This window comes from Chryseotalea sanaruensis, from assembly GCF_003990915.1.
GTDB classification, from domain to species: domain Bacteria; phylum Bacteroidota; class Bacteroidia; order Cytophagales; family Cyclobacteriaceae; genus Chryseotalea; species Chryseotalea sanaruensis.
In genome coordinates this window covers 93,177-106,349 of the sequence record NZ_BHXQ01000004.1, presented here as the reverse complement: position 1 = coordinate 106,349, position 13,173 = coordinate 93,177, and the positions used below count along the sequence as shown (strand labels likewise).

At 41.1% G+C, this 13,173-nt stretch carries 12 protein-coding genes; 4 read left to right on the top strand and 8 right to left on the bottom strand.

The annotated features are described in order from the left end of the window. Positions 1-53 precede the first annotated feature (53 nt). From SanaruYs_RS11250 to SanaruYs_RS11230, 5 genes are all read right to left on the bottom strand, one after another. On the bottom strand, positions 54-935 hold the full coding sequence (locus SanaruYs_RS11250; protein WP_370684884.1) for a carbon-nitrogen hydrolase: 882 nt from the start codon (positions 933-935) through the stop codon (positions 54-56). A gap of 46 nt (positions 936-981) precedes the next feature. Then, entirely contained in the window at positions 982-1,647 is a 666-nt protein-coding gene (gene mnmC2 / locus SanaruYs_RS11245) for a tRNA (5-methylaminomethyl-2-thiouridine)(34)-methyltransferase MnmC2 (RefSeq protein ID WP_127122664.1), read from the bottom strand. Between the two features lie 128 nt (positions 1,648-1,775). Then, a complete protein-coding gene (gene ispF / locus SanaruYs_RS11240; RefSeq protein WP_127122663.1) occupies positions 1,776-2,264 on the bottom strand; it encodes a 2-C-methyl-D-erythritol 2,4-cyclodiphosphate synthase in 489 nt (162 codons plus the stop codon). A gap of 12 nt (positions 2,265-2,276) precedes the next feature. Next, positions 2,277-3,521 (bottom strand): M16 family metallopeptidase, encoded by a 1,245-nt coding sequence (locus SanaruYs_RS11235; protein WP_127122662.1) that lies wholly within the window; start codon positions 3,519-3,521, stop codon positions 2,277-2,279. A gap of 66 nt (positions 3,522-3,587) precedes the next feature. Further along, positions 3,588-4,025, bottom strand: coding sequence for a tellurite resistance TerB family protein (locus SanaruYs_RS11230; protein WP_127122661.1), 438 nt, complete (start codon positions 4,023-4,025; stop codon positions 3,588-3,590). 100 nt (positions 4,026-4,125) lie between these two features. On the opposite strand from SanaruYs_RS11230, the gene SanaruYs_RS11225 reads away from it, so the two are divergent. After that, entirely contained in the window at positions 4,126-6,105 is a 1,980-nt protein-coding gene (locus SanaruYs_RS11225) for an alpha-ketoacid dehydrogenase subunit alpha/beta (protein ID WP_127122660.1), read from the top strand. Positions 6,106-6,133: 28 nt separating this feature from the next. On the opposite strand, the gene SanaruYs_RS11220 is transcribed toward SanaruYs_RS11225, so the two are convergent. The 3 genes from SanaruYs_RS11220 to SanaruYs_RS11210 form a co-directional block, all read right to left on the bottom strand. Next, positions 6,134-6,550, bottom strand: a complete 417-nt coding sequence (locus SanaruYs_RS11220; protein WP_127122659.1) for a GxxExxY protein — start codon at positions 6,548-6,550, stop codon at positions 6,134-6,136. 40 nt (positions 6,551-6,590) lie between these two features. Then, a complete protein-coding gene (locus tag SanaruYs_RS11215) occupies positions 6,591-7,310 on the bottom strand; it encodes a hypothetical protein (RefSeq protein ID WP_127122658.1) in 720 nt (239 codons plus the stop codon). Between the two features lie 188 nt (positions 7,311-7,498). Further along, a complete protein-coding gene (locus SanaruYs_RS11210) occupies positions 7,499-7,801 on the bottom strand; it encodes a GIY-YIG nuclease family protein (RefSeq protein WP_127122657.1) in 303 nt (100 codons plus the stop codon). 530 nt (positions 7,802-8,331) lie between these two features. On the opposite strand from SanaruYs_RS11210, the gene SanaruYs_RS11205 reads away from it, so the two are divergent. From SanaruYs_RS11205 to SanaruYs_RS11195, 3 genes are all read left to right on the top strand, one after another. Then, positions 8,332-11,352 carry a hypothetical protein gene (locus SanaruYs_RS11205; protein ID WP_127122656.1) on the top strand — a complete coding sequence of 1,007 codons (3,021 nt, stop codon included), beginning with the start codon at positions 8,332-8,334 and terminating at the stop codon, positions 11,350-11,352. A gap of 87 nt (positions 11,353-11,439) precedes the next feature. Beyond that, entirely contained in the window at positions 11,440-12,552 is a 1,113-nt protein-coding gene (locus tag SanaruYs_RS11200) for a glycosyltransferase (RefSeq protein ID WP_246011896.1), read from the top strand. Further along, the gene (locus SanaruYs_RS11195) at positions 12,540-13,151 is read left to right on the top strand and encodes a sigma-70 family RNA polymerase sigma factor (RefSeq protein ID WP_127122655.1); all 612 of its coding nucleotides are present in this window, start codon (positions 12,540-12,542) and stop codon (positions 13,149-13,151) included. The genes SanaruYs_RS11200 and SanaruYs_RS11195 overlap by 13 nt, the downstream gene beginning before the upstream one ends. Positions 13,152-13,173 lie beyond the last annotated feature (22 nt).

Below are 13,173 nucleotides of genomic sequence, written 5' to 3'. Positions count from 1 at the left end.
TGCTGGTTGTTGGTTGTTGGTCCCGAACAACCAGCAACGAACAACTATCAAAATTACTCTTCGTCAATATATCTCTTCGTAATTGGCTGATACGAGTCAATGCGTCTGTCGCGTAAGAATGGCCAATGTGTTCTGTAACGATCTGTCTTGGCTAAGTCAAGTTCCTGAACATGCACTTCTTCTTTATCATGTGAGGCCAGGTAAATTACACTACCAAAAGGATTTGAGATAAAAGACCCTCCCCAAAATTTCATGGCGCCATTTTGTTCAAAGCCTACACGGTTTACGCTCACCACATGTACACCATTCGCTACTGCATGACTGCGCTGAATGGTTTGCCATGCATTGTATTGTTCAGTATTGGTTGCCTCATCCTGAGAAGTGGCCCAACCGATAGCAGTAGGATAAAATAAAATTTCAGCACCCATTAAAGCTGTAATACGTGCAGCTTCAGGATACCATTGATCCCAGCAAATGAGTACGCCAAATGTGGCAAACTTTGTTTTAAATATTTTATAACCTAAATCACCCGGTGTGAAATAAAATTTTTCGTAATAAGCCGGATCATCGGGGATGTGCATTTTTCTATACTTCCCTAAATATTTTCCATCTGCATCAATTACGGCAGTAGTGTTGTGATATAAACCTTCCGTTCTTTTTTCGAAAAGGGAAGCAATGATTACAACATTCAATTCCTTAGCAACCGCAGAAAGTGCATCGGTAGAGGGGCCAGGAATGGATTCTGCCAGTTTAAAGTTTTCGTAATCTTCCACATCGCAGAAATACAATGAAGTGAACAACTCTTGCAGGCAAACGATTTGCGCACCTTTTGCGGCCGCATCTCTGATTTTTGCAATTGCCTTATCCAGGTTTTCGGCTGGTTTGGCCGTACAAGTCATTTGTACGGTACCAATATTTACTTTCTTGTTCGACACAATTATTCCGTTAGACCGCAAAGATAAAACAAGTCTGTTTTATTACTCATTTTTTTAATGCCCTTACCATCTCTCTTTTGCCCGGAGGACCAGGCAAGGATTCTACCACCAGATCAAAAGATTTGAGATCGCGCTTGAGCTGGCCTTTGGCGCAATAGGTAACAAATACACCTGAAGGATTCAGTGAAATGACAACTTTTTGAAGTATTGATGCTTCCCACAATTCCGGTTGCTTATTCGGTGCAAAAGCATCAAAATAAATTATATCGAAACTCTTTCCGACAACATCAAATTCCTGAAGACTTTGCTCCACTTTGTGAAGACTGAAGTCTTTGTTAATCAATACCTCTTTATTCCACTCAGCCTCGTGAAGTTTCTCGAAATCTTTTTCAAATTCACTTCCGGTTGCATAATTCAATGAAGGCCAAACAGATTTGGGCAGCGGGTAGGTCTCTAAACTTGTATAGTGGATGCTAATATTCAATGCTTGTGCCTCTTGTAAGGTTAACCAGGCATTCAAGCCGGTTCCAAAACCTACTTCAAGGATTGACACTTGCTTATTCCCAGCTTTTTCAATAAAAAAGTTAAGCCCTTGTTTAATAAAAACATACTTAGACTCCTGTAGGGCACCATGACGTGAGTGATAGGTTTCATCCAAAGATGTATTCAGTAATGAATGTGAACCATCACCTGTGGTTATTAACTCAATCATGCTTATTCAATTTCATCACAGGAGAACTTTCCTTTGGGAACATGTAAAAACTCTTTTTTTGGTAGCCTCAACCCTTGCCAATCAGCAGGCTTCTCCCTTCTCCAAAAGAGAAGGGAACAAGGAGTTTTTTAGAGGCTTCCTTTATAAATTAAAGCCACAGCATACGCACACACTCCCTCTTCCCTACCTACGTAACCCAGTGTTTCGTTAGTTGTTGCTTTAATTGACACTGCATCTTCCTCCACATTCATTAATGGTGCCAACACTTTTTTCATGGCTTCAATGTGTGGATTTATTTTAGGCTTTTCTAAAACAATGGTGCAATCAACATTTCCCACAAGCCAGTTTTTTTCAGCTAATAGTTGAGCGACTTCTTTTAAAAAGAATTTACTATCCATGCCTTTCCATCGATTATCAGTATTAGAAAAATGGTAACCAATATCTCTCAGATTAGCTGCGCCTAGTAACGCATCGCATAAAGCATGAATCAACACATCGGCATCTGAATGGCCAACAGCGCCCTTGGGCGCATCTGTCAACTCAATGCCACCCAGGTAAAAATTACGTCCAGCTTCCAGTTCATGCACATCGAAGCCCATGCCTATACGTATATTCATTACGATAAAATTTTACTTAGTACTTGTTGATTGATAATACAAGGTTGACAGATTTTGTTCTGTCAGGATGTAACCTGCAACACGTTTGATTTCATCACGTGTAACAGCATCAATTTTAGTCATCTCCTGATTAACAAGATTAGCATCACCTGATAATTTAGCAAAGGCTAAATTCATCGCGCGATTCATTACCTCTACTTCACCAAAAGCTAATGTAGATAAAGTCTGGTTCTTCACTTTCACCAATTCTTCTTCTTCAATACCTTCATTTACAAGCTGTGTCAATATTTCTTGCACCGCAGCCTCTGCTTTATGCAGGCTTATTCCATTGTTCACTCTCCCACTAATCACAAACATACCCGGATCAACAGTGCCCATTACGAATGATGAAATTGAAGTGAATATTTCATTTTCCTTAACCAATTGATTATAGAGCCTGCTTGATTTGCCGCGGCTTAATATATCGCTTAATAAATCGCTGGCGTAATAGTCATCATGAAAACGACCCGGCATGTGCCATGTCATGTATAAAGCATCGGCAGGTACATTTGCTTCAACAGTTGCGCTACGCTTTTGCGTTTGCTTAGGCTCCACTGGCAAATTTCTTTCTGGTCGTTTACCTGAAGGAATTGGTCCAAACCATTTCTCCGACAATTGTTTTACCTGATCTAGTTTAATATTACCAGCTACTACCAGAATAGCATTGTTAGGCACATAATGCTCAAAGAAAAATTGTTTAACGTCATCCATCGTGGCATTTTCAATGTGACTAATCTCTTTACCAATAGTTGCCCATTGATAAGGATGCGCCTGATATGCCAGCGGTCTTAGCTTGAGCCATACATCACCGTAAGGTTGATTTAAGTATCGCTGTTTAAATTCTTCTATAACTACTTTGCGCTGCACTTCTAAAACCTGCGGATCAAAAGACAAGCTCAGCATACGATCACTCTCCAGCCAAAAGCCAGTCTCGATATTCGTTGCAGGTACAGTAAGATAATAATTGGTGATGTCTGTATTAGTGAAAGCGTTGTTCTCGCCACCAACACGCTGTAACGGCTCATCGTAGTTGGGAATGTTTTTTGAGCCCCCAAACATTAGGTGCTCAAATAAATGTGCAAAACCTGTTTTATCCTCACGCTCATCGCGCGAGCCAACATTATATAAAATATTAAGAACTGCAATCTGCACACTAGTGTCTTCGTGTACAATTACCTGCAGGCCGTTATCAAGGGTAAATTCGTTGAATGAAATCATGGTAGAAGAACAAAATCAATAACAAACATAGTTCTTCTTAGTTTAAGGCTTGCCTTAAAATCCGGATTAATTAATCATCCACTCCACACGCTTCATGGTTTCATCGTGGTTTTGCTTGTTGAGAATGTTATGACGTACAGCTTCAATTAATTCTTTAATACGATCGCGGTTGTAGCCAAACTTTATAGCATACAAATTACACAGCTTAGACTCTTCGTCATGGATGGCATTATCAACACTCATCATGTGTACAAGGTCATATAACTGATGAAATTTTTCTCGCTTATCAGCTGGAACCTCAAATACAACATCGTTGGGGTTCGCTTTGATCTCCTTCAACTGATTTTCCGAAATACCGTTTCGTTTGGCGATGGTTTTAAGTAGCTCAAACTCTACCGGATCAAAATTGCCATCTACAGCAGCCATTTCAATCAGGTTTTTCATGTGACTACGGGCAGTACCTTTTCCTTGTTTAAATAGATTAAGAATTTCAGAGAATTTCATGAGAGGGCTGGGTTATTAAGTCGGGATGAAGATAAGGATGTGTCCTTGGCTTAGCAAGCGCATCCACTAAAATCTCCTATCTTCGCATCGAATTTGCAGTATGAAATTTGATCGTCAGCAACTAACACCCGACACGCTAAAAAAGCTTTATCGTGCTATTCTGTTTCCCCGATTAATCGAGGAAAAAATGCTTATTCTTCTACGTCAGAACCGGATCAGTAAGTGGTTCAGCGGCATAGGGCAAGAGGCTATTTCTGTGGGGCTTACCCAAGCCCTGGAAAAGGATGAATATATTTTACCAATGCACCGCAATCTAGGTGTGTTTACAGGTAGGGAAATGCCTTTCGATCGGCTTTTCGCACAGTGGCAAGGCACCATGATGGGCTATACTAAAGGGCGCGACCGTTCTTTCCATTTCGGCACGAACGAGCACCATATTGTAGGCATGATATCCCACCTAGGCCCCCAAAATGGTGTGGCCGATGGTATTGCATTGGCTACCAAACTGAAGGGCGAGAAAAAAGTAACCGCTGTGTTTAATGGTGATGGCGGCACCAGTGAGGGCGATTTTCATGAGGCCATAAATGTGGCTGCGGTTTGGGATTTGCCGGTAATATTTATCGTAGAAAATAATGGTTATGGCCTTTCAACACCCAGCAATGAGCAGTTTCGATGCAGGCAGTTTATCGACAAGGCTATTGGCTATGGCATTGAAGGTGTCCAAGTCGATGGTAATAATATTCTTGAAGTGTATAGCACGGTTGTGCGCATTGCCGAAAAAATGCGCAAAGACCCTAAACCTGTTTTATTAGAGTGCATCACTTTCCGAATGCGCGGGCACGAAGAAGCCAGTGGTACTAAGTATGTACCTAAAGAACTGATGGAAACCTGGGCTAAAAAAGATCCGGTCGAAAATTATGAACAGTTTTTATTAACAGAAGGCATAGTAGATGCTGGCTACATAGAAAACCTTAGAAAAGAATTAAAGAAAGAAATTGAAGATGGACTTGCTGTAGCCTTTGAAGAAACACATCCCGAGGCCAGTACCGAACTTGAATTACAGGATGTTCATGCACCTTATGTGCAAACAGTTGTGGCTCCCGCCTCTAACAATCAAACCGAAAAACGTTTTATTGATGCTATTAGCGATGGCTTACGTCAAAGTATGGAGCGCCACGACAACCTGGTGCTGATGGGACAAGATATTGCTGAATACGGAGGTGTTTTTAAAATCACAGATGGATTTGTTGAAAAGTTTGGCAAAGCACGTGTGCGCAATACACCTATTTGTGAAGCAGCCATTGCGGGTGCAGGTCTAGGTTTGTCTATTAAAGGCATGAAGGCCATGGTAGAAATGCAGTTTGCTGATTTTGTTACTGAAGCCTTCAACCAAATTGTAAATAATCTTGCTAAAGCGCATTGGCGTTGGGGACAAGCTGCCGATGTAGTGGTGCGCATGCCAACAGGTGCCGGTACTGCTGCCGGACCTTTTCATTCGCAGAGTAACGAAGCCTGGTTCTTTCACACACCTGGTTTAAAAATCGTTTACCCTTCTAATCCTTATGATGCAAAAGGTTTGTTGTGTGCATCCTTTGATGATCCGAATCCTGTCATGTTCTTCGAGCATAAGCTTATGTATCGATCCATTAAGGAGATGATCCCGGATGATTATTACACGATAGAAATTGGTAAAGCTAAGCTTGTCAATGAAGGCAGTGATTTATCCATCATTACGTATGGTATGGGCGTGCATTGGGCAAAAGAAATTATCAACACTATGCCTGAAGTAAAAGCTGACATACTTGATTTAAGAACATTGCTTCCCTGGGATAAAGTAGCCGTTGCTGAAACGGTGAAGAAAACAAATCGAGTGCTTATTCTTCATGAAGACACATTAACTGGTGGCATTGGTGGCGAAATCAGTGCATGGATTAGTGAACATTGTTTTGAGGATTTGGATGCTCCTGTTTTGCGTGTTGCCAGTCTTGATACACCCATTCCTTTTGCGCCAACCTTAGAAAATAATTTTTTAGCGAAGGGGAGAATTAAAGAGGCAATAGAGAAACTCTTAAAGTTCTAGAAAGTATCTTTTTCGCTTACTTTCTGCACTATGATATATTTGATTGGTGAGATTGCTGTGATTTGTACTTGTTAGAAAACCGCTTAAAGTTCAAGCTCCGTTCACCAAAATTGATTAACAGACCAATCTCAAGGTTATATGCTTCAAGATAATTGATGGCCTGCGCAAAGTGAACATCTTCAACTTTTGTGATTGCTTTTAGTTCAACTGAAATCAGACCTGCCACTAAAAAATCAACTCTTCTGGTGCCAATCTGCTCATCTCTGTAAAATATGGGCATTTCAAACTCTCTGCTGAAATCAAGACCGGCCAGACCCATCTCAATCTCCAATGCCCGCTGGTAAATAACCTCCTGAAAGCCATTACCCAAAGCACTATGCACCGTCATAGCACACTTGATAATCCTTCCGGTTAACTCAGAATACTTATACTTTTCATCAATCATAGTAATCCTCTAATCTTAAAAATCACTGTCCAGCGAGTCCTTACCTCGCTGTCCAAAAATTACTAATTGGATATTTTAGTCCTGTGCTCACACACCAAAACTCACCTTTGCTAATTGCAGTTCCTGTCGCTGGGTTTGCGTTATTAGCCGTGTAATTAATGTCTATTTGCGTGGTCTTGTTCAGCCCGCTGTAATAGTTTGTAGATATTGAAAGCAGTAAGGTTTCGAATAGTTTAAATTCTAAACCAATACCTGTTTGTATGAGAGAAAAATAACGAGATACATCAGGGTTCTCTGAGTAGTTGTACTCTATTGTTGTAGTACCTGATGTTTGATTGCCGTAGCCTGAACCGTAACCAAATGGAGGATTAATACCAAATGAATACCCAACAACAGGAACCAGAGAAATTTTTTCCTTGTAGAGATTCAAGTTAAGACCGAAACGAACCGGAATTATCCATGAAGGGTCACTGCTCGAACTTCCGTAATAAGGTATTGTTTTGAACCCAAAGCCTTGCCAGTAATATTTTAGTATCAACCCTGTTTCAATAAAAAGGTTTTTGTTTAGTTCTTGTCGTATATGAAAACCTCCTGCCGCGTTACCTAGCGGCACGTTCATTAGGTAATCACCATTGTCGGTAATCTTGTAAATGTCATTAGCTGACGAAAATTCGATTCCGAAATATGTCTTGTTTTGTCCGAGAGCAGAATTCAAATAACAGATTACTATTATAACTGCTAGCATAAATTGCTTCATCATGATTTGGCTTAGTGATACTGGACTAACGTAGAATTACTAATAATATTTTTATTCTATCAGTCTTTACATTGTGAATGATCATAACACAAATCAATCGCTATATACTTTACAAATCAAGGTATTTAATAATCAGTCTAACTTGTCAACCTTATACTAGTCTAACCTAAAGGCTATGCGCTACACAAAAACTAATGCTCTTCCGCCAACAGTGCTGTATACAAATCCAACCACTCAGGATTTTTAATGGCAATCAAATCTTCTTTCCATTTTCTCTTTTGGCTTCTAACAAATTCTTTGCGGGCTAATGCTTCTTCAATCGTAAGAAGGTGTTCGTAGTAAACTAACTTGTTAAGCTTATGTATTGCTGAATAGACGTGGGGGTGATAACCGTTTTGATGTTGCCATATTCTTACCGGCAAATTTGCAGTTGAGCCCACACAAAAAACGGTGTTGTCTTCGTTGCTAACAATATAAATGCTGCCTCCTCCCATCAGTTGGAAGGTAGCGCATACAGCTAAAAATCGCCTGGATTTCTATTTAGTACCAAGACCAATTTTCATAAAAAGCCGACCATGCTCGTAAGTGATGATTATAGCAGACGAGCTGTTCGAGATGTTTTCAGCGATTTTAAAAATTGATTTTGGTTCAGCAACAGCGACCGGTCAGACCGCTTCTAGTTATTGCATACAGCGATCAGAACGGTTGTTATATCTGTTGTACAGTTTAGCGCAGCGCATCTCGAACTACAATAATGCCGGATTAAAATCCGGTACATTAAAAGTTCCAGATGCCCTTCGGAACATCTGGAACAGCAAACCGATTATATCAGAGCGTATAAATACAAACCATCATTGCAAAAGGTAGCTAACGGCAGACTACTGGTGTTTTTACTATGGTGCACAGGCTCCGCACTTAGAAATTTTTACTTACGCCCTCTAAATACAGTGGTGCTATTTTTTTCGTTATCTTAGCTCCTTACTTAGCCAATTTTTTGCAAGGATCACACCGTCATATCGCTTGTATGCTTCGCTGGCCAGCTTTGCTGGTGCTATGGATATTATTTTTATTGACATCCGAGCAAGTAAACGCTCAAAATACCAAAGGTGACAGACCGGCAGCACCTAATAAAAAGGAAACCAGGCAAACACGATTTAAAGTTAAATCCAAACAAGGCGATAGGGCCAAAACCAAGGATATTGCTGGTAGAAGACTAAGGACCAAAAATAAATCCTCGGCAAATAAAGCCAATGCCAGTTATCCGCAACCCCGAACTGCCACACGTAGCCCGCGTCAGGGACGCGACAGGGCTGGCACTCCTATAAGACCTATTGTAAGCAGCTCACCTCGTGATCGAGAGAGGAAAAATTCAGCAGGCAGACCTCCTAAACGTGTAGAAGTAAGGTCTGTTTCTGCCGCAGCATCCAAACGCAACATCTACCCACAAAAAAATGTGAGGAGTGTTAGCGCACAAAGTAGTAAGCGCAATGTTTATTCTCAGCGATCAAACCCCTATGTAAACAACGCTTCACGCAAACCAAAAGATCCTCAGGGTACAAGTGGTGCCAGACCAAAAAGGCGTGTTCAGGTACGGTCAGTCACCGCAAAATCATCACGACAAAATGTTTATTCTAACCGTGGTAATCGCTATGTAAACAATGCATCTCGCAAACCACGCGACACACAACGGCCAAGTACGCGCACTGCTTCGGGAAGAAAGGTGCAAACTCGTAGCTCAGGGCCAATTTCATCCAAAAGAATAAGCACAACACCTAAATCATCTTCACGTGCATTTATTCGTCATAAAGGACTAAATCCTTTTGTTGGTTTTTTTAGTGTAAAGAGGAAAGAAGGCGATGTCTCAGGTAAAGATCTTGCCGGAAGACCTTTGCGTATGCGGAATTTTCGATCCCCTGCACAGGCAGTAATCAAACCAACTATAGATCCAAAAAGTAAAAGGCCAAGAGGAGATCGTTCCTATAAAGGTCCGACTGGATCTTATAAATCAGCTACCCGCAAGCAACCAAAAGCATGGGTTGGTGATTTAGCAGGTCGAAAGATTCGTGGGCGCAATTTCAAATCTAAAAAAGGAGGAAGTAACGCTCCTATTTATGCACCTCGACTGGCTAAAGCAAAAGTAGGTGATCACCCAAAGAATAAAAGTATTGGCGGTTTCAGGTCCTATTCGAGTAAATATGTTGGCAAAGTAGGTATGCCCATCCCTGTAAAAACACCAGGTAAAAAAGCAGAAAAAACAGCGCGATATCAAAACAGACTTAATGGCAAAAGGGTAATCAGTGGTGGCGGAAGTATAAGTGGTAAAAAGTGGAATAATAATGGACAACCAATATCGCCACGACAGCCAGGCATTGGTATAAGAGGTATTAACTATGCGGGAAATTTAAAAGCCGGCAAGCCACAAAAAGGTGGTGGTAGTATTAGTGGTAAAACATGGAATAATTCCGGACAGCCTATTACTCCACGACAGCCAGGTATAGGCATAAAAAACATAAACTATGCTGGTAACCTAAAAGCAAGTAAACCCCAAAAGGGTGGTGGCAGCATCAGTGGTAAAACATGGAATAACTCCGGACAGCCTATTACTCCACGACAACCGGGTATAGGCATAAAAAATATAAACTATGCTGGCAACTTAAAAGCCAGTAAACCCCAAAAAGGTGGTGGTAGCATTAGCGGTAAAACATGGAATAACAATGGGCAACCTATCACCCCACGACAGCCGGGCATTGGTATTAAAAACATAAACTATGCAGGCAATCTAAAAGCAAGTAAACCACAGAAAGGTGGTGGAAGTATTAGTGGCAAGCTGTGGAATAACAATGGACAGCCTATCAACCCAAGACAGCCAGGTATTGGTATTAAAAATATTAACTACGCAGGCAACATCCCAGCCACAAGACCACTAAAAGGTGGTGGAAGTGTTAGTGGCAAAATGTGGAATAACAACAACCGACCCATTGCACAGCGTGTACCTTCAAAGACGGGCATGCAAGCAGCCACTTATAAAGGGACTATTGGTGTAGGTAAGGTTATGGTAGATCAGGGAGAATCATTTACAGGTTTTAAAAAGCAGAGCAAATACCTTAAAAGCCCTTACCAACATGCTAGCGCCTTAATGAAGAGAGAGCAGAAGTATGCCTATCAGGCAAACGGAGTACCTATAAAAATGAGACAACCCGGATGGGCACGAAATAAAAATGCGCATGAGGATGCGATGCTGAAGAAAGATCCGGGTGGAAATGTTTTCAAGACTGGTGGATTACAAATTGCTGTTAAAAGCCCTGGTTATAAACAAAATCCAAATGCTAACGCGGGTTCTATCCTTAAACGCAAGCCATCGGAGCAGACTTACCAGACCAATGGCCTTACCACCAGGTTGAAGCAACCCGGATGGGCACGAAACAAAAATGCGCACGAAGATGCTCTGCTAAAGAAAGACCCTGGTAGCAAAGTGTTTCAAACTGAAGGCTTACAAATTCGGATAAAGAGCCCGGGGTATAAGCAAAACCCTAATGCACATGACGCCTCAATTATGAAGCGCAAGCAAAGTGCAGGAACATTTGCCATTAATAACCTCACCACTAAAGTAAAACAGCCAGGATGGGCACGAAACAAGAATGCACATGAAGACGCACTGTTGAAGCGCGATCCAAGTAAGTCTGTGTTTGCTACCAATGCTATTTATGGTAAGGTTAAGGCCTATCAGTATATCCGGAATCCATCCTCTAGTAAGGATGCATTGAAGGTTCGCGAACCTGGAAAAGCCTTTGCCAAGGCAAACAACTATCAGGGTAATATTAAAATGCAGAAGTTTAACTTCTTCAAGAATCCAGATTATCATCCCGACTCACAATTTGTGAAGACAAATAAGAACAATGTGAAAGGCGAACGGGACCTCTTTACCAATATTCGCTTGTTCTGGGCAAAAAACTTCCGCAAAAATGAAACACAACCCGATAACATTAAAGAGAAAGTGCGCAAACCAAGATATGACAAAAGAGAGGTCGGACTTTGGTATGATTAAGGTATGATTAAAAGCATATCAAAATTTTAAACGATTGACCTCTTCTTCCTTTTTCATTTCGTTAACTTGTGCCCCAAATTTATTGTCTTGCTGTACCTTGAATATATTTTCTTTGCTGCCATAATCGCGCAACTTATTTACTTCACGCTGTTTGTAATTGCTTTTTCCAGGAAAACCAAGGCTGTTAGTGCTTTGTCTCTGCCTTCAGCTACCCCCCTTTCTGTGGTAGTATGTGCACATGATGAATTGGAAAACCTTCAAGTGCTTATACCTTCACTTTTGCAACAACAACATCCCAATTTCGAAGTAATTGTTGTTGATGACAGAAGTAATGATGCTACGCGTGATTGGCTTTTAGAAGAGACAAAGTTGTATCCTTCATTGCGCATGGTGCACGTAGACCATACCCCCGATCATATTAATGGGAAAAAATATGCACTCACACTCGGTATCCGGGCGGCAAAACACGATTGGATTGTACTCACCGATGCCGATTGCCTACCTGAATCAACTAATTGGTTGTCTGGCTTAAGTGAGAGCATAAGTGAAAGCACACAAATTATTTTAGGATACTCTCCTTATCAAAAAAAGACAGGATGGCTTAATCTTTTTATCCGATTTGAATCGATTATAACTGCCTTACAATACATGGGTTTCGCTTTGTTAAAAAGACCCTACATGGGTGTGGGCCGAAATATGGCCTACCGCAAATCTTTGTTCATGGACAATAAGGGATTCACCAACATGCTTTCCTCCACAGGTGGTGACGATGATCTTTTCGTGAATAAACATGCGAAGGGAAGCAATACCGCAGTGGCCATTGGTGCGCACACACTTGTATCATCTGTACCTAAAACCACGGTAGCCGAGTTCTTTCAGCAAAAGATTCGGCACATGGCAGCTGGGAAGCGGTATAAGTTTATTGACCGCCTGCTACTGGCTCCCTTTCTTTTAAGCTGGCTGCTAAGCCTTATTTTGGGCATTACTTTACTTTTTCTCTCCACTAATCCCATTTTTATAGCCGCAGCGCTTTTATTACGTTTACTCGTCATGACTACCACACTCTATATCGCTACAAAACGTTTAGGTGATAGTTTTGAGCTTTGGGCGCTGTTGGTGTTAGACATTATTTACGGCATTTACTATCTTACCACTGCTCCAACCGCTCTGTTAACGAAAAAGATTCAATGGAAGAATTAGACGAAAGCAGGTTTTCTCAAAAAGCACTGGAAGATTTCCAGTTGATCGATCGTGCCGTTGATGGAGATGATGCCGCGTATGCCAAACTCTTGCAACGGTATAAGCGTGCCGTTTACCATATGGTGCTTAAGATGGTTAGAAACGTGGATGATGCAGAAGACCTCACCATCGAATCTTTTGCCAAAGCTTTCAGAAGCCTTCACCGTTTCAAAAAAGATTATACTTTCAGCACCTGGCTTTTCAGAATTGCCACTAACAATACCATTGACCACATACGAAAAAAGAAACTCAACACACTCAGCATAGAAAACACCTATACAGATGATGATGGTCAATCTGTTTCTATTGATGTAGAAGACGAAAACAACAATCCTCAGGAAGAAACCATTCGTGCACAAAAAGCTGAGCTTTTGTTAATCTTTGTTGATAAGTTACCAGCCAAGTATCAGAAACTGGTGCGACTGCGTTACTACGAAGAACTTTCTTACGAAGAAATAGCAGTGCGTATAGAGGCACCGTTGGGTACTGTAAAGGCACAACTACACAGAGCAAGAGAACTGATGTATGAAATGGTTAAAAACAAAAGAGAACATATCTAATTTTAAATTTGAAATTTAAAAT

Excerpts from the sequence above, each read along its gene's own strand:
- mnmC2 (WP_127122664.1), bottom strand. The coding sequence starts at position 1,647 with ATGATTGAGTTAATAACCACAGGTGATGGTTCACATTCATTACTGAAT.
- ispF (WP_127122663.1), bottom strand. The coding sequence starts at position 2,264 with ATGAATATACGTATAGGCATGGGCTTCGATGTGCATGAACTGGAAGCT.
- SanaruYs_RS11235 (WP_127122662.1), bottom strand. The coding sequence starts at position 3,521 with ATGATTTCATTCAACGAATTTACCCTTGATAACGGCCTGCAGGTAATT.
- SanaruYs_RS11230 (WP_127122661.1), bottom strand. The coding sequence starts at position 4,025 with ATGAAATTCTCTGAAATTCTTAATCTATTTAAACAAGGAAAAGGTACT.
- SanaruYs_RS11225 (WP_127122660.1), top strand. The coding sequence starts at position 4,126 with ATGAAATTTGATCGTCAGCAACTAACACCCGACACGCTAAAAAAGCTT.
- SanaruYs_RS11220 (WP_127122659.1), bottom strand. The coding sequence starts at position 6,550 with ATGATTGATGAAAAGTATAAGTATTCTGAGTTAACCGGAAGGATTATC.
- SanaruYs_RS11215 (WP_127122658.1), bottom strand. The coding sequence starts at position 7,310 with ATGATGAAGCAATTTATGCTAGCAGTTATAATAGTAATCTGTTATTTG.
- SanaruYs_RS11210 (WP_127122657.1), bottom strand. The coding sequence starts at position 7,801 with ATGGGAGGAGGCAGCATTTATATTGTTAGCAACGAAGACAACACCGTT.
- SanaruYs_RS11205 (WP_127122656.1), top strand. The coding sequence starts at position 8,332 with ATGCTTCGCTGGCCAGCTTTGCTGGTGCTATGGATATTATTTTTATTG.
- SanaruYs_RS11195 (WP_127122655.1), top strand. The coding sequence starts at position 12,540 with ATGGAAGAATTAGACGAAAGCAGGTTTTCTCAAAAAGCACTGGAAGAT.